Source organism: Vibrio sp. SCSIO 43086 (assembly GCF_051132235.1).
GTDB lineage: Bacteria > Pseudomonadota > Gammaproteobacteria > Enterobacterales > Vibrionaceae > Vibrio > Vibrio diabolicus.
The window spans coordinates 2,229,720-2,247,169 of sequence record NZ_CP072677.1 but is presented as its reverse complement, the minus strand read 5'-3'; the positions used below and the strand labels follow the sequence as shown (position 1 = coordinate 2,247,169).

The following is a 17,450-nucleotide window of genomic DNA, read 5'->3' as shown; positions in this document are numbered from 1 at the left end:
TTTAACTTTTTATTTAATAAGAACCAAAATAGTTAGGAGATGAAATGATCGACCAAAAAGTTATTGTCGCACTGGATTATGATAACCAAGCAGACGCACTAGCGTTTGTAGATAGAATTGATCCTGCGTCATGTCGCCTAAAAGTTGGCAAGGAAATGTTTACGCTATTTGGTCCTGATTTCGTACGTGAACTCCACAAACGTGGTTTCTCAGTCTTCCTGGATTTGAAATTTCACGATATTCCAAATACCTGTTCTAAGGCGGTCCGCGCAGCCGCGGAATTAGGGGTTTGGATGGTGAATGTGCATGCAAGCGGTGGTGAGCGCATGATGACGGCATCACGTGAAATTCTTGAGCCATACGGTAAAGATCGCCCACTTCTGATTGGAGTAACGGTACTAACCAGTATGGAACAAAGTGATTTAGCGGGTATTGGTTTGAACATTGCGCCTCAGGATCAAGTTATTCGTCTGGCGACATTGACCAAAAACGCTGGTTTAGATGGTGTCGTATGTTCAGCTCAAGAGTCTTCATTGCTTAAGAGCGAACTTGGTCAAGACTTTAAGTTAGTTACACCAGGAATCCGACCTGCTGGCTCTGAGCAAGGTGACCAGCGCCGTATCATGACACCAGTAGAGGCTATTCAGTCAGGCTCTGACTATCTTGTTATTGGGCGTCCAATTACTCAAGCTGTGGATCCTGCTGCAGTGTTAAAATCGATCAATGATAGCTTGTCTAGTATGTAAGCACAGTCTTGTATTGTATAAAGAAAGGTGAGGCTGTGATGCCTCACCTTTTTTGTATCTAATAAAAATACCAACCGTAGTAAGCAACTGCTCATTTTTACCAGTTATATCTGCTCGCTTACTTGCTTGCTTTAATTGGTGTAGGGGGGATCTTATTCGGATAAAGGTTCTACGGTTTATTATGAGGAAAGTAGGGCTTGGTACTATATCGATCACACTTTTGTAACATAACTCACTGTGATGCATAGAAAATGCGACCATGTATTATTGATGACTTGCGTTACAAAAGCCTAAAGAATACTATGGCGAAGATGCATTCACTGCGTTGTAAGGTCTAGGATGACCTAGTGAAACTCTTTGAAATTAATATAGAAGCTGGCAGGAAGTCACTTCATATTACGCTCCTATTATTTCCTATCTGCGTATTTTCTATTTGCAGCTTTCACACTCCGTCTTCCTTGCTACGACCTTAATCGCAAACACAACAAGGAAGAAACATGACTAAAAAACTGCCATTTTCAGTACTTGCAACACTGACCGCTGCCAGTTTTCAACTGAGTGCGGCAGAGCTACCTGCTGATATAGAATGGATTTCAAATAACAATGAACCTCTGTTCGCCTCTGAAGAAGCGGTACGAGGTGGTACTTATCGTACTTACATTCAGAGCTTTCCTCAGACATTACGAAGTGTTGGTCCAGATGCGAACTCCGGCTTGCGCCAATATTTAATGGATGGTTCACCAAAGCTTGCTCAGCGTCATCCAAATACTGGTAAATGGATCCCCCAACTTGCTAAGTCATGGGCATTTGGAGAGGACAACAAAACCGTATTCTTTAAGCTTGATGAAACGGCCGAGTGGTCAGATGGCGAAAAAATTACGGCAGATGATTACGTCTTTATGATGAAGTACTACACGTCAAAAGACATTATCGACCCGTGGTACAACGACTTCTTCACGAACAGCGTTGTTGGTGTTGAAAAAATTGACGACTACACGATCAAAGTCAACCTTGCTGTAGCTCAAAGTCATGATTCGCTCATGGTTATGATTAACATGCCGAGTAATGGTTTTCAGCCTCGTCCGGAACACTTCTTTGAAGGAGAAAAGGACGCAAATAACGATGGCATGCCTGATAACTTCGTCAGGAAGTTCAACTTTAAATCTGAGCCAACTGCGGCGCCTTACTACATTGATAAAGTGAAGAAAGGTAAGAGCGTGACATTCAAACACGTGGGCGAAGATTGGTGGGGGTATAACAACCGCTACTATAAAAACCGTTACAACGTAGAAAAAGTCCGCATTAAGGTGATTCGCGATCCTGATATTGCCATGAAGCACTTTGAGAAAGGCAACTTGGACTACTTTGAGATGGTGCTACCAAGCTTTTGGCATGACAAAACCGATAGTGATGTGTACAAAAAAGGCTATATCCAAAAGTACTGGGGCTTTAACGAAGCACCACAAGGCGCTGGTGGCCTTTGGATGAACACCGCGATGCCGATGTTGGATAACCTAGAAGTGCGCAAAGGCGTTATGGCAGCCACTGACTATGACGGCATGATTGAAAATATCATGCGTGGAGATTATTCACGTAAACCACATGGACTCGGCTTTGGTCATGGCGAATACGATGATCCTAACAATACACCGCCTAAGTTTGATGCCGATGCGGCGGTTAAACATTTCGAAAAAGCGGGCTTTGACAAAGTTGGCGCAGATGGTATTCGTGTCAATGACAAGGGCCAACGCTTGAGCTTTGCTATCACCTACGGATACAACTCTTGGACACCGCGTATTGCGTACTTAAAAGAGCAAGCGAAACTTGCAGGTCTTGAGTTCACGTTAAACTTGGTTGATGGTTCATCTGCGTTTAAATACATTCTTGAGAAAAAGCATCAGTTAGCGTTCTTGAATATGGGTTCTGGTGAGATTCCTGCGTATTGGGAATATCTACACTCGGATAATGCGAATCGACCACAAACGAATGCTCACACCAACTACAGCAGCCCTGAGTTGGACAAGTTGATTGAAGCTTATGACTCTGAGTTTGATCAGGAGAAGCGTTACGATTTATCGCATCAAATCCAAAACTATGTCAGCAAAGCGAATATCATCGTTCCTGGATACATGGTGCCTTATTCTCGAGTTGCACATTGGCGCTGGGTTAAAATTCCTAAAGATGGCATGACAAAAGCGACAGAATGGGTGCTTCATCCAATGGATATTGGTAATTTCTGGATCGATACCAAAGTAAAAGAAGAGACTGAGGAAGCGATGGAAGAGGGTAAAACCTTCCCAGAGACAACGGTTATTGATGATCGCTACAAGTTGTAACTCCACAACTTAGCGGCGATACAAATGAAAGCCCCGGTAATTAAGTTACAGGGGCTTTTCTATTTTTACTTAACTAAGTAAGACGCTTCTAAAAGGTAGGTTTTCACATCACCAAGCAAAGAGAAGGCCTTGTCGATGGTTTTAAATCGCTCATCAAGTGAGTCACTAGATATAAGTTGGCTGAACGTTTTTACCGAGAAAGCTTCGTTTGCTTTAAAGAACTGATGCACATTTTCAAGCTGAACTTTATGAATATGCTCCACCTTATTTAGGGCGGTGGTTAAATCGGAAATGTTAATCGACATTGCTACTCAAGAACCTTATCAACAAGACCTCTACATAAGGTCATAGGATGGGGCTTTATATTTTGCCGTAGAGTAGCACCAAAGAACGGATTGCAGTCTGACTAAGATCAATTTGTCTCGCTTGATTATCTACATCTATTTCGATCGAAAAACTTCTCGCAGTACAAAAAGGGAAGCAACTTGCTTCCCTGTAATTAACATCGATCTTAGATTTTTTTGGCAATGTCCGAAGTCAGTTCTTCCAACCCGACGGACAGTGCGTCGACAAGTGCTCCATAGCCTTCGTCCTGTAGAGGCTGAGAGATTTGTATTGGTGCACTGTTTTCTACCTTACCTTCAGCATTGATGAGTAACCATTCCCCCTCAATTTCGATATTGCCTTTGTAGCTACCATTAAATTTATTTAACGTAAGCTGTAGTTTGGCTTCACCATTTTGATCCAACAGGTTGTTCATTTCAGTCGGCCAGTAATGAGTCTGTTTGTGGCGTAGTTCTGTGACGACTCTCTGAGTGATTTGCTCGGAAATACTATGCGCCCATTGATTGTTTCTTGCCTGGATAACTTGAGTCTCAGAGGTTCGGTAAACGATACCACTGTCGTTTAAATAACTTGCCAGTTTTACTGGACGAACAACTAAAGTAGGGCGCTGTGAGATATCAGAAGAGCTCAGAGTCACTGGTTCCGCCTTAGGTAGAAGGTACAAAGCCCCTTTAGTTTCTGGAGCGCTACTGCAACCCGTTAGACCGACAAATAGCGCGATAGACAAAAAGAATACTCGTTTCATTAGTTTTGGCCTTTAACTGGGATTGGGTCACTGACTTCATCTTCTCCAAACACGAGAGAGTTTGGCTTTTCGTTTAGCTGTTTAAGTACGGGTTTAAACTCTGTCATCACGCTTTCTAGTTCTTTGAGCGTGGCTTCCATTTCATTGTACATGGTTGAGTTTGGTCCATAACCATCGAGTGTTTTTTGCAACTGCTGCAAGCTTTGGCGAATATCTGTTGGGATCTCTTGCGTCTCTTTTTGATTTAAAAGTTTATCAATACTGTCCGCGACACGTTCTGCTGACGCCAACGTCTTTTCCGACGTTTTTAACGTTGAATTGAGAGAGTTAAGCGTTTCTTCCATTGGTAAGCTATTAATCTTATTTAGGAAGTCATTGACTTGGCGCTGGACTTGGGCAAAACCACCACGCATGGTTGGGAAAACATCTAAACCTTCAAATTCACTTGGAACGTACTGATCATCATTAGGGTAAAAGTCTGCATCAATATAAAGCGCACCAGTTAACAAGTTACCAGTCTTTAAGGTGCCACGGAGACCGCGAGCAAACTCTTCCTTCAACTTTTCTTTGAACATTGATAAAGATTGGGATTCTAAATCTCCGTACACTCGACCGAGCTCAACGCGCACCAAAACAGGAATTTTTTTCGCAGAGAAGTTTTCTTCTGGTGTTGGTAAACGCATCGGTACTCTCGTTACGGTACCAATACGAAGACCGCGGTACTCAACAGGCGCATTCGCTTTTAAGCCACGTACCGATTCATCAAATAACATGACGAACTCAATGTAGTCATCGTACATGCCTTCTCTCAGCTGCTTAATATCATCGTATAAGCGGAAGTTAACCATGTCTTCTGTGAGTAGTTCGCCGGACTCAAGACCTGGAACGGTATCGAAGGTAACGCCACCCGTTAGCATGCTCTCTAGCGAGCCAAACTTAACTTCAAACCCTTCGGCATTGAGCTGTAAATCAACACCAGAATTTAGCCAAAACTTAGTACGAGTGCGCACTAAGCTGTCATAAGGTTTGAAAATAAAGAGTTGATACAGCGCCTTGCGAGTATCAACATCAAAGCTGGTTTTCTCTACACGACCAACGGTAAAGCCTTTATAAATAACCGGGTCCCCAACACCTAGTTTGCCAGCTTCGCGGTGTGTTAACACAAGACGTAAACCTTCTGCATCAGGAGAAGCGACTGGTGGTACATCTAATACTGTAAAGTGCTCCTTTTCTACTTTAGATTTACCCGGCTGAAGTTGGATATAAGCGCCAGAGAGCAAGGTCTCTAAACCTGAAACGCCATCACGGCCAATTCGAGGCTTCACCACCCAAAACATCGTGTCATCTCGCAGCATGCGCTCCGCGTCCTTATTCATCTGCGCCTTAGCGATGATGTGATCGTAGTTTTCACTGAGAGTAACTTCGGTAATCAGACCGACTTTAACATTCAGTGCTCGGATCTCGGTTTTACCAACCTCAATCCCATCTGCGGTTGGCAGTTGGAGAGTAATTTGTGGGCCTGTACTGTTGATGTATTGGAACAGCATCCACGCTCCCATGGCTAGCGCAAGGATCGGTACAATCCAGATCGCAGAAATCTGCTTTTGCGGTTTTATTTGAGCGGTTACGTTGTTCTCATCACTCATATTTGGCTTTCTCGTTTAAGTTGTCAGAAATCGGCTCCTGCACTTCGTTTTGTGGCAACTGCCACAACAAACGTGAGTCAAATATCATTGCAGAAAGCATAGTGAAAATGACCACTGCCGCGAAAGAGAGCGCAGCAGGGCCTGGATAAATCGCCATTAAGTTTTGCAACTGAACCAGTGCAACTAAGATGGCAACGACAAAGATATCGATCATGGACCAGCGACCAATAAACTCAGTTAAGCGGTATATCTTTAAGCGTGAAATACTTTCTTCAGGAGGAAGATATCGCGCTTTTTGCGCATTGTAATACAGCCACGCGAGTGCCAGCATTTTCGCCATTGGAATGAATACGCTAGCAAAGAAAATTACCATCGCAATAGGGTAAGAACCTAAATGCCAAAGCAGTATTACCCCTTCCATGATAGTCGAGCCTTCTGAATGTCCAAGGCTTACGGTATACATCATTGGATAAAGGTTCGCGGGGATATAGAAAATGATTGATGCAAACAAAAGCGCCCAAGCTTTTTGTAAATTATCTGCTGGGTTGTATTTATGAATAGGGCTTTTACAACGAATGCAGTATTGGTGCTTTTTCGCTTCAATTGGGTTGAGTTGGTGACACGTATGGCAACCAATATGGTTGTGGTTATGGTGCGTATCGCCCTCATTTACATCGGGCAGCACGATGGCTGGAATGAAGTGTCCCCAGAGCCAGCTTTTGTCAACCATAGAAATACATTTGACTACCAGTACGGTATAAACGCAGAACGCCCAGAATGAAGTCCCCATTCCAATGTCTGCCAGAGAAGCGATTTTAATTAAGCTGACTAATACGCCAATCAAGAATACATCGACCATCAGCCAGGGTTCGACTCGAAACAGAAGGCGACATAAAACTTTCGCCATTCGTTGCTGTTTTTTGGATGGCGTATGTTTACGCGCTTTTAATGCTTCGAGATGAAGAAAGAGAATGAGACCGACATAGATAGCAGGCAATACGACGACCGTTGCGAGAAGTAACATACCTAAAAGTACATTTTGAAATTCAGCCAGCATTTTGGCTGCATGCAGTAAGGTGATTTCTTGCGATAGCCCTTGCACACTGAACGACATAAAAGGGAAAGAAATGCTTAACACCAACATGATCAAACATGCCGATGAAATGGCGATCACGCTTTGATAGGGTTTAGCATTCACTTTTGTCAGAGAATGCGCGCATCGAGGACATTGAGCTTTTTGCCCTTGATCGATATCGGGAATACGAACAACAAGGCCGCATTCTTCGCAAGAAATTAACTGACGGGAATTAGGTTGAATACTCATCGGGTAGGTTTTGGATTCATTTGTCCTAAGAATACTCTTTTTTCATTAGACACGCTTGTTTTGATTCAGGAGTTTACGAGTTTCTTACTTTTGGCATCATAGTATATGGAAGCTCTAAGATATAAACAAAGTCGCGTTTGGCGCATTATTTTACTGCGAAGATTGGTATGTTGGAAGCCGGAAACTACTTAACGTTGCTGGTTTGGAGGGGGCAGTGATTGCTTCAGGAGAGTAAAACAACCCTGCCCAGAGAGCCTGAGCAGGGAGGTGGGAGCACTGGTATTTAAGACGAATGGTTGTCTTTTACTCGACGGTACCGCTCTTGAAAGCATTCGAGCCGACTTGCTTACCACTAATTGTTTTTCCGTAATAGCCTTGATGTTGGTGATATCTCTCTGCGTTTGCGGCCACGTTGCCTTTAAATCGTGGATCTTGTGGACGCTCGTGGCTATTGACGTATGCCGCGACATCCCACGCTTCTTGTTTGCTTAACTGGACACTTTTCCCAAGCGGCATGTTTTCGTAAATAAAATAGGCCGCGGTGTTAATACGGTGCATACCTGCACCCCAGTTATACGCATATTCGCCCCAAAGTGGTGGAATGTATGAATGGCCGTCGGTGCCTTTTATGCCTGAACCGTCGGCGCGATGGCAAGTTTCGCAGTTCTTTTCGTAGACTAATGCCCCTCGCTCTGGTGATGGTTCTTGCTCAGGGGCGGCGATTTTTGGGTAGCCACGTCCAGAGAGATTACCTCGTTCTTCAATTGGTAATGCTTGCGCGATGGCTTCTGGCAGCGGGAAGTCTTTTGCTTTTCCACCAACTTGCAACGCTTTTGCGTCTAGCTCCGGAATTGGTTCATCCGTCATACCATGTTTGTCGAGCAAGCCGCCCATCGCCAACCAGTAGGCGTAAGCACTAAGGGCAACAATTTCTGGCGAATCGTAAGCGGGGGCTTTGCCGTTCATGGAATATTCGAAGCAACCTTGAATACGGTCTGCGTAGCTGTTTACGCGATCGTTTTTCTTGCGATAAGCCGGGTAGGCCATGTACGCCGCCCACAGCGGTGCTGCATTGGCTTTTCGTCCTGCTTCCATATGGCAATTCACACAGTTTTGTTCGTTACCAACGTATTTTCCGCGCATTTGTTGCGAGTTAACAAATAGGGAATAACCACGTTTTACTTGCTCACCAAATGCGGTGTTTGGAATTGTGCTGAGATCACGCGGTTTTAAGTATTCACCGTGCTTTTCTTTTTCTATCGCAGGTAGCTCTTTCTGGCGGTCCGGTAATGGATCGTTAGCTAGTACGAGCGTAGAAATGAAAGGCAGTGCGAACAAAGAATAGAAACGTTTCATGTCTGCTCCTAGTAACGTAATGAGGCAAAGTAGTAGGAAAGGTTTTCAATCTCTTCGTCAGTGAGATTTTTCGCGATAGTACCCATCATATTGAGCGGGTCACCACTGCGAGTGCCGTTTTTCCATGCCATCAATTGCGTTTTTAAGTAATCAGCATGTTGGCTTGCGAGGCGAGGGAATTTGTCGACGCCCATTCCGCTGGCTCCATGACAAGTGGCGCAAGCTGGAATGTTTCTATCCCAATCACCTTGGAAGATCAATTTACGATACGGGTTACGAATGTCGGCTTGGTCGCCGCGTTGCTCTGGGTTAGTGAACTCGTAGCTTGGAAGGTTAGCAAAGTAATCCATGACTTCTTTACGAACGGCAGGATCGCTAAGCTCTTTCGCCATGCCTTGCATGACCACATTTTGGCGTTCACCACTAAGGAAGAGTTCTATTTGGGTGTTGAGATAATTCGCGTTCAGACCGGCAATCATAGGCGCAATGTTTGGTTGACCCATGCCATCTTGGCCGTGACAACCACTACACACGCTGGCTTTTTCCGGAATAGACGAGGCGCTTGCGCCCATTGTGGTTGCCAGCAAACAGGCCGTCACCACAGGTAGTATTTTTGACATGCTGACTCACTTTAATTGTTATTAATATCTCCAAGTGTCTACTGTGATAGTGACTTGGATGCTGTATTGTCGGCTTTGTCAATAAGGAAAGGTATTGTGGATTTCCACATATTTAGAGGATGTGAAGAGCTGCTAAATGGCAGCTCTTCAGGTTTGGTTGTCTACTAAGCTTTGCGGATTTTGGCTGGTAATGATTGGCGAGCCGCGGCTCCTACCACCCAATCTAACAAGACGCCTTTCCCTTCTCGGGTTGGGTCAATTAATCCGATGTCGTTAATGTTAACGCCATCTTGGCTGCGAGTTTTTACTGGTTGCTGTTTATCACCGATCCAGTGCGATCGTTGTCCTAGTTCGGTATGACCAAACCCATGTTCAAATCCGAGTGTGCCAGGGCGAATTCCGCTGACTATCATCGCAAGTGCTTTGGTGCTTGCTGATGGAGTCTCGATAACAAACTCATCACCCGTTTTAATGCCCGCACGCTCGGCATCGATTGGATGAATGTACACCGGGTTCACACCTTTAATCGAGTTCAACCTTGGTGATAGGTTGGACACCGCGCTGTGAATGTTGGATTTAAAGTTCGTCAGGCTGAAAGGCCATTCTGAGCTTGGGTACTGGTCTTCCATTGGTGTGCCATCGGCCAGCTTTTGTGGATGCCATGTTGGGCAACCCGTGTAGAAATCCCCCGTCATAGTGTTTCTTGCGCTGCCGACACGTTCATTCCATATCGCAACTGGTCGTGTCCATTTGTGCTTCATTTGCTCACCTTGATACGCTTCGGTTGCATTTTCAAAGCGTCCGCCGCGAGCAAAAATAAACGCCACTCGTTTCATCTCATCCGCTGTTAGCGTTCTTTGCATCGCTGGCATTAAACGCTCTAAGCCTGACCATGCAATGTCTTCTGCCGAAACTTCAGGCACGCCACCTTTCACATAAGCCAAGTTTGCCGCGGAACGTAAGTAGAAATCTTCAGCGCTGTGGAGAGCGTGCCAATTCCCTTGCGCATCTTGAATCGCGTTGTCACCAAAGCCGCCTAGTTGCATTTTCTTGGCGACATCAATCAAAAAGTTTTCTAAGCAAATCGAACGACCATCGGCGGTTTTCTCTGTTCGCGCTTCCACAATCGGCCAGCGAGCGGTGACGGTTTTCACCGGAACGTCGTGCCAAGGCGTTGCCATACCCCAGCTTTCGTAAGTAACGGTGTCTGGCACAATGTAATCCGACAATGCGGTGGTTTCGTTAATGAACGCATCAACAGATACAATCAAACCGAGTTGTTTTGGATCTTTAAGCTTATCTTCCAGCAGCGTTTTCAAACCGGGTACACCATACATTGGGTTCGCCATGTGGTTGATCCACGCTTTAACGCGGTATGGATACCCATCAATAGCCGCAGATAGGTGCTCTGTCAGCAGTGGCGCGGCAAACGGATACCAAGGGGCGCGAGTTGGGTAAGGGGATTCACCTGCCTCAACGCGACGTTTGTATTCGCTGGTTTTGTGGTAGGGGAATTTACTGCGCGACAGAAAGACGCCTTTCGGGCCGACTTTGCCAGCAAATTTGGTGAAGTCGTAACGAGGACCCGCAGCGGAAGTTGGGTAGCCACCCGCTTTGGCCATAGCGCCGCCTTTCATATTTATGTTACCAATCAACGCATTGAGCATCATGATGGTAAACGAGTTATAGAACCCATTGGTGTGCATGTTGCCACCGTGGGTATCGACCACCGCTTTTGTTCCGTGACTGGTGAAGCGCTTTGCTAGTTCAACAATTTGTTCGACAGGGATTTCACATTGTTGGCTGTAGAACTCAAGACTGTATTTAAACGCCTCTTCTTTGAGTCTTTGTAGGGAAGATTTTACGCGCACTTTGCCTGATGCAAGCGAAACCGTTTTATCGACAAACAGTGCCGCTTCTCCTGTCTGGGTATGCACACCAAATTCGCCGCTTTGATCATCCACGATGACGTACGGGTCGGAATCAGACAACGCTTCGCCCTCGAATGGCAGATTCAGATCCGACGCGCGTAAAAACGTGCCGTTTCTCGGGTGCTGCTCATCGCTTATCACGAGATGCGTAGCATTACACCAGTGCGCGGTGCCAGCTCGTTTCATTGCGTTCGCCCCCGGTTGGGCTAAGAAGGTTTTGTTGTAGCGTTGGTTTTCGATGATCCACTGGATCATGCCAAGCACGAGGGCAGAGTCGGTGCCTGGTTTGATTGGTACCCAGCGGTTGTTGTCACCGGCCGCCAAGCTCGATGACCCCGCAGGCAAACTTGGTGTGATGATGGTGTATTCCAAGTTACCTTCTGTTCGCGCATTGGCGAGTTGACGCGCCTGACGCTTAAAAGGGTTGCCAGCTTGAGCAGGCGACATACCAATAAAGATGATGTATTCGGCATTATCGAAGTCTGGTTTTAAATGGGCAAATTTATCCAAATCATTCATAAATGCACCGCTGCCAGCACGAAATGCGTAGCCGCAGTAAGAGCCATGATGCCCAAAGTTACGCGTACCATAGCTATTGAACGCGAAGCGTTTGAAAATGTCGTCTCGGCCTTCGTTACCGGCATTGGTCATTAGCAGTTGGTTGGCTCTCGGGCCATATTCTGGGCTTTCAGGATCAACAGGCGTTTTTAAATCGCGAATTGCGCGTAGGCCATCAACATGACCTTCACCAAATAAATCTCCGCCTTCTACGACTTCTTCTATCAGTTGTTCGTAACTGATCGGAATCCATTTTCCTTCGCCGCGTTTTCCAACACGTTTTAGCGGCTGAGTGATTCGGTACGGGCTGTTGCGAATTTCTAGCATCCCGTTTCCTCTTGCACAGGCGGTGGAACGACCTTCAAGGCCCGATTCTCCTGCCAAACTTAAATAAGCATCTTTGACTGGCGTTTCGAACGGAATGTGTTGCTGATGAGAGAGTGGGTGATATGGGTTGCCACTGATACGCAAAATCTCGTCATTACGGTTGTCAATGCGCACACGCAATCCGCACAGTGACCAACAACCAAAGCACATGGATGGCGCAACGCGCTGATTTGGATTAGGGATCAGGTTGCCTTTGTTGTTGACCGTGTACTCTGGTTCAAGCGAGTTACCGTGGTGAATATCACGCGTTTTTTCTCCTGCGGTGCCTTCAAGCGTACCTTCGACCATATGTTTGGTTGTGGTAGCGTAACCCGCAGCGAATGCGCCAAGCCCACCCACTGCAATGCCTGATTTCAAAAACTGACGGCGTTTGTTATCCATGATGAAATCCTCTTTGATTAGCGTTCAGTTAAGGTGAGTGATGATGCGTTTGCTTCGATATCTTGTTTTGGCTGAACCAGCTCTGAGCCGAGCAGTGCCAGAGCAAGCCATAATCCGAGCATGCCGATAATGCCTATCCAGCCATTTCCATCCATAGTGAGTTGGTATGGATACAGCCCTGCATCGAACTTGGCGATGGTTTGTACTTCCATGATGGTAAACCAGCGAATCAGCCATGCACTTGCCAGTGCGGCAGCAGACACAAAACTGAGCCCTATGACGTGACGAAATCTGGCTGATGCGGACTTTTTGGTATCGCGCAAGAAGATGAAAGCGAGCAAAACACAACCTAAAACGACAAAAGTGAGCAGGGCAATGTTGTGCATCCATTGTTCGCTAGAATAGAGCGAAAATGCGGAATTGTTGGATGCCCAAATCGGTAGCAGTATCAGCGTTAATACGCCGCTGGTAACCACTGATTTTTTCAGTAAATTAGTATCGCCAGATGTCAGCGTCTTTGACTGACTAGGCAGCAGTAACCAAATCAGCAGAGCGAAACCGACCGAGCCCATAAATGCAGTAACAAACCAAAGAATTGGTGACGCGGGTTGGTGCCATAAAGAGCGCGATTTAACGACCGCAATTTCAGCGCCTGTGTAGACTGCAATAGTTATGCCTGATAGTACCGTGATGGCGGACACCATAAGCATGGCTCTACGAGATAGCGCCCAGTCACCCAGTGACAGCTTTGAAATTAGAGGCAGTACTTTCCCTGGCTGATTACGTAAGTTGAACAGATCCTGGCGGAGATACAGCCATGCAGTCACTACCGCTAAACCTGAGAAAACAGGCAAGAAAAGCGATCCTAAAGACATCCATGACCACGGCGTGATGTGCGCGTAAAAATGCCATGCGCGTCCCGGTTGGTGTAAATCACCAGTTAACGCTAATGGCCCCACGATGGCGCCGATGGCCAGCGTCAGCACAAGCGCAGCGCGCAGTCTGTGGCTGGTGTGTTTTTCAAATAACAGGGCGATTAGGAATAAAATAGCAGCCGCATAAGCCGAACCGATGTAGAAGAAATACTGTACCGCCCACGGGAGCCAAGCCATCGCTTGAGGTTGGACTAACACTTCGGTGATGTTCATGCGTGCTCTCCTTGTGGGTCGTAAATAGCTGGCTGCCCGTCGATATGGCTGGTAAAGCGTTCATCCATGCCGATGTAAAACACGTGTGGCTTGGTCTCTTCATTGGGCTTTAGCACTTTGATGTCGTCTTGGTGCTTCGCAATTAAGCGGCGGACTTCACTTGATGGATCATTCAAATCACCAATCACACGCGCACCGCCAACACAGGTTTCCACGCAGGCAGGTAATAAGCCTTGTTCGAGTCGATGTGCACAGAAGGTGCATTTATCTGCGGTGAGGGTGTCCTCATTGATAAAACGAGCATCGTAAGGGCAAGCTTGTACGCAATACGCGCAGGCGACACAGCGACTGTTATCCACCATGACGATGCCATCTTCGCGCTGAAAGGTCGCTTGAACCGGACACACAGCCACGCAAGGTGGGTTTTCGCAGTGGTTACAAAGGCGAGGCAGCATAAAGGCCTTTGCTTCTCGCGTGGCTTTCGAACCGTCATCCAGTGTGACTTCGTATTGCTTTACGGTGGTCCGGAACTGGCCGATAGGCGCTTGGTTCTCAATGCTGCAACCCACGGTGCAAGCCTGGCAGCCGACGCACTTTCGCAAATCCACCACCATGGCATAACGTTTCCCCACTTGTCCTTTTCGATCGGCGGACTGGTTATTTCGAATAATGTTTCCCGCGGTTGCCGTGCCAATACCCGCGACTGGAATTAACGCGGCTCCAGCTGTGACCGCGCTGAGAAAGCGACGTTTGGTGGAATCCATAACTCACCTGCTTTTTTTGTTGTATTTGAATTGACTGATTCCATTGTGAGAAATGCACCGCGAGGCTTATATTGTGGATTTCCACATACCCAGACCAAACTTGATCTAAAACAAATGTGGTTTAGGGAAGGTAGCTGTTATTCTTGCTTCATTATTTTCGAAGGAACGATTCGACTAATCATGAACAAAACGCCACGGTTGCTTCAGTTTTGGATTCTTTGCTTGGTTGTCTTTGCATCTTTAGCTCAGGGCGCTGTTTCTGAACAAGCAGATCTGCAAGAGCAAAAGGCAGTGCAGCCAGAGGCCAAGCAGAAAGTCGAAGTGGGCGTGTTAGCGATACGTGGTCATCTTTATGCTGAGCAGAGATGGCAACCGACCATTGATTGGCTCAATCAGCAAATTTCTGATGTGCATTTTGTTCTTCATCCCCTTAACTTGGATGAAATGGGCGAAGCGGTGAAGTTTCAGACGATGGATTTCATCTTAACTAACCCAGGTCAGGCAGTGCGATTGGGTAGGCAATACGCGCTATCGTGGATGGCAACGCTAACCAGCCGAGCGCCGCAAAATTCGAACTACGGCATTGGTTCGGCGCTGGTGGTTCGAGCCGGTTCAAGCTATCAAACATTGCAAGATGTCTCAGGGCTTCCCGTTGCTGCTGTATCAGGAAAAGCCTTTGGCGGTTACTTAACGCTGCGTTACCAGATAGTCGAAATGGGTCTTAATCCTAACGATTTCTTTGCTGATGTCCGTTACCTCGGCTTTCCTATTGACGCCAACCTGTATCAATTGCGTGATGGTAATGTGGAAGCCGCTGTCATCCCTGCTTGTTTATTGGAACAGATGCAAAATGAAGGTCTGTTACAGCAAGGTGATTTTCGAGTCCTAAATCAACAGCCAAATGAACATTCTTCGTGCGCTGTTTCTACGCCGTTATATCCAAACTGGTCATTTGCCAAAACAGAGCGTGGCTCAGCTCAGCTCGCCAAACAGATTGCGCAAGTCTTGCTTGCTATGCCGCCAGATCACCCTGCGATTATTGCGGCAGGCGCGTCAGGTTGGACGTCACCCGTCAGCTTACTGAGCATCGACAAACTTTATCAGGCGCTAGACCTCCATCCGTTGCAGCAGCCTTGGTGGCAAGAAGCATTGCGCTGGCTGCGTAGTCATCAGGAATGGGCGTGGGCGCTGTTCATTTTTGTGATTGTATTGAACGCTTACCACTTTTGGCTTGAGTATCGATTTAGCAAGAGCAAGCAAGCGTTGGAGCAGACATCGTTACGTTTAAAAGAGAAAAGTGAACAGTTAGAGCATTCACAAAGAGTCGCGATTGTCGGTGAAATCGGCACCAGTCTTGCCCATGAGCTCAATCAGCCATTGGCGGCCATTCGCAATTACAGTGAAGGCGGTTTACTTCGCTTGGCCAAAAAACGCCCTCATGAAGATATTGTCCCTGTGCTTGAGAAAATACAGGGGCAAGTTGAACGAGCCGATGCAATTATTCAGCGCTTAAGAACGTTGATCCGCAAGCGCAGTGTCGACAAAGCGTCGTGCGATCTTCAAGTACTCATTGATGACACGATTGAGTTGCTCCATTTTCGAATGCAGAAGCAAAATATTTCGATTGTGACCAGTATAGAAGGGAACGTCCGTCCGGTACTTGTCGACGCTGTGGGCGTTCAACAGGTTTTAGTTAATGTGATCAGTAACGCGATTGATGCGTGCACTTTGTTCCAAGAGAAATATCACTCGTCAGGTTATCAAGGTAAAATTGCCCTGCATAGTGACTACCAAGTCAATCAACTTTCCATTCGAGTATTGGACAACGGCACAGGGTTGCAGCAAGAGAATCCAACTCAAGCGTTTGTGAGTAGCAAAGAAGAGGGGCTCGGGCTGGGGTTAGCCATTTGTCGTGATGTAATGGAAATGCATGGTGGCGAGTTTCTCATCAGCTCGACAGCGCCACATGGCTGTTTGGTTGAGCTCGTGCTTCCATATCAAAACTAATCTGAACTAGGCATAGGAGCATTCAATGAGCAGCGGTGAAAAGCAGCTACCTGTTTTTGTAGTCGATGATGATGAATCGGTGCGTGACTCGCTCGCTTTTATGTTGGAAGAACATGACTTCAATGTCACCACTTTTGCTGATGGGCAGTCTTTCCTTGATGAGGTGGACGTTCAGCAAGCGGGGTGTATCATTCTTGATAGTCGAATGCCAAATCTTCGTGGTCAGCAAGTCCATCAAGTTTTAAATCAAGCCAACAGTCCCTTGGCCGTTATTTACCTGACCGGACATGGTGATGTCCCGATGGCGGTCGATGCATTACAAGCTGGCGCGGTCAATTTTTTCCAAAAGCCAGTCAAAGGAGATGAGTTGGCACAAGCCATTTTGCAGGGGCAAGTGCAGTCGGCTGCAAACCTTGATATGGCGGCGGCAAAATCGGCGTATGAATCGCTCACTCCCAGAGAAAAAGACATTTTACGTTTGATCATTGCAGGCAAGCGGAACATTCGAATTGCTGACGAACTTTGCATTGCAATGCGCACGGTTGAAGTACACCGCGCCAACCTATTGAAAAAGTTTTCAGCGAAAACCGTCGCAGAGTTGGCATATATTTATGGCAAACTAGATTAGAGCTTAGTGAGTGAAGCTTCTTAATGTTATTTGTGGATACAACTTGAGCTTTATGACGACTCGCGTATTATCTTCTTCGTTCCTACTTTATCTGAATTCTTATGAGTTTATTGACTAAACGACATCACACACCACATAAACGGGTGAAATGGCTACTAGCGATTATTGGCTGGGTGGTTGTCGTGTGTCTGATGCAAAATTCAGGTTTTGCATCGTCATGCTCTATGAAGTACGAGACGGTATCGCCTGCTGTTTCACTTACTGATGAGGGTTCGAGCGTCAAGTCGATTGATGCTAAAGAAACCAGCAAATGCGAATTGTCTGAAAAGTTAATTCAATTTTCTCAACATCAGATCGATGCATTTATTGTTGTTCTGTTTGTCGGTCTTTTGGCGTCGGCTATTTGGATGTGCTGCGCTTATATCCGCGCACAACATTGGACGGAGCCGATAGGTCGTAAGTATCGAGTCCATCTGACTTTCTGTGTATTCCAAGAATAAAAACGTGCTTTCTGACCAATAACGTCAG

At 46.4% G+C, this 17,450-nt stretch carries 14 protein-coding genes; 5 read left to right on the top strand and 9 right to left on the bottom strand.

Translation table 11 applies throughout. The features are described 5' to 3' along the window. The first annotated feature begins 44 nt into the window (after positions 1 to 44). Positions 45 to 746, top strand: coding sequence for an orotidine-5'-phosphate decarboxylase (pyrF, locus tag J8Z23_RS10700; protein WP_005397105.1), 702 nt, complete (start codon positions 45 to 47; stop codon positions 744 to 746). Between the two features lie 497 nt (positions 747 to 1,243). Continuing rightward, the gene (locus J8Z23_RS10695; RefSeq protein WP_046874432.1) at positions 1,244 to 3,082 is read left to right on the top strand and encodes an extracellular solute-binding protein; all 1,839 of its coding nucleotides are present in this window, start codon (positions 1,244 to 1,246) and stop codon (positions 3,080 to 3,082) included. A 65-nt stretch (positions 3,083 to 3,147) separates the two neighbouring features. Here the strand turns inward: J8Z23_RS10695 and J8Z23_RS10690 are convergent, their stop codons facing one another. The 9 genes from J8Z23_RS10690 to dsrO form a co-directional block, all read right to left on the bottom strand. Then, a complete protein-coding gene (locus tag J8Z23_RS10690; RefSeq protein WP_005397103.1) occupies positions 3,148 to 3,387 on the bottom strand; it encodes a hypothetical protein in 240 nt (79 codons plus the stop codon). A 206-nt stretch (positions 3,388 to 3,593) separates the two neighbouring features. Beyond that, complete coding sequence (locus J8Z23_RS10685) at positions 3,594 to 4,172, bottom strand: PqiC family protein (RefSeq protein ID WP_046874433.1); 579 nt, start codon at positions 4,170 to 4,172, stop codon at positions 3,594 to 3,596. After that, a complete protein-coding gene (gene pqiB, locus J8Z23_RS10680) occupies positions 4,172 to 5,818 on the bottom strand; it encodes an intermembrane transport protein PqiB (protein WP_301659669.1) in 1,647 nt (548 codons plus the stop codon). Before pqiB ends, J8Z23_RS10685 begins: the two co-directional genes overlap by 1 nt. Next, positions 5,811 to 7,142: a paraquat-inducible protein A gene (locus tag J8Z23_RS10675; protein ID WP_301659668.1), complete on the bottom strand. Its 1,332-nt coding sequence runs from the start codon at positions 7,140 to 7,142 to the stop codon at positions 5,811 to 5,813. The genes pqiB and J8Z23_RS10675 overlap by 8 nt, the downstream gene beginning before the upstream one ends. 303 nt (positions 7,143 to 7,445) lie before the next feature. Further along, complete coding sequence (locus J8Z23_RS10670; protein WP_301659667.1) at positions 7,446 to 8,498, bottom strand: c-type cytochrome; 1,053 nt, start codon at positions 8,496 to 8,498, stop codon at positions 7,446 to 7,448. Positions 8,499 to 8,506: 8 nt separating this feature from the next. Beyond that, positions 8,507 to 9,070, bottom strand: coding sequence for a c-type cytochrome (locus J8Z23_RS10665; protein ID WP_180766580.1), 564 nt, complete (start codon positions 9,068 to 9,070; stop codon positions 8,507 to 8,509). Between the two features lie 212 nt (positions 9,071 to 9,282). After that, positions 9,283 to 12,375 carry a tetrathionate reductase subunit A gene (locus tag J8Z23_RS10660; RefSeq protein WP_434633445.1) on the bottom strand — a complete coding sequence of 1,031 codons (3,093 nt, stop codon included), beginning with the start codon at positions 12,373 to 12,375 and terminating at the stop codon, positions 9,283 to 9,285. A gap of 17 nt (positions 12,376 to 12,392) precedes the next feature. Beyond that, positions 12,393 to 13,523: an NrfD/PsrC family molybdoenzyme membrane anchor subunit gene (gene nrfD / locus J8Z23_RS10655; RefSeq protein ID WP_301659665.1), complete on the bottom strand. Its 1,131-nt coding sequence runs from the start codon at positions 13,521 to 13,523 to the stop codon at positions 12,393 to 12,395. Continuing rightward, the gene (gene dsrO, locus J8Z23_RS10650; protein ID WP_053394878.1) at positions 13,520 to 14,287 is read right to left on the bottom strand and encodes a sulfate reduction electron transfer complex DsrMKJOP subunit DsrO; all 768 of its coding nucleotides are present in this window, start codon (positions 14,285 to 14,287) and stop codon (positions 13,520 to 13,522) included. Before dsrO ends, nrfD begins: the two co-directional genes overlap by 4 nt. 180 nt (positions 14,288 to 14,467) lie before the next feature. Between dsrO and J8Z23_RS10645 the strand changes: the two genes are divergently transcribed. The 3 genes from J8Z23_RS10645 (at position 14,468) to J8Z23_RS10635 (ending at position 17,422) form a co-directional block, all read left to right on the top strand. Further along, positions 14,468 to 16,294 (top strand): sensor histidine kinase, encoded by a 1,827-nt coding sequence (locus J8Z23_RS10645; protein WP_434633440.1) that lies wholly within the window; start codon positions 14,468 to 14,470, stop codon positions 16,292 to 16,294. A gap of 25 nt (positions 16,295 to 16,319) precedes the next feature. After that, positions 16,320 to 16,922, top strand: coding sequence for a response regulator transcription factor (locus J8Z23_RS10640; protein ID WP_085343528.1), 603 nt, complete (start codon positions 16,320 to 16,322; stop codon positions 16,920 to 16,922). A gap of 101 nt (positions 16,923 to 17,023) precedes the next feature. Beyond that, the gene (locus J8Z23_RS10635; RefSeq protein WP_145473703.1) at positions 17,024 to 17,422 is read left to right on the top strand and encodes a hypothetical protein; all 399 of its coding nucleotides are present in this window, start codon (positions 17,024 to 17,026) and stop codon (positions 17,420 to 17,422) included. Positions 17,423 to 17,450 lie beyond the last annotated feature (28 nt).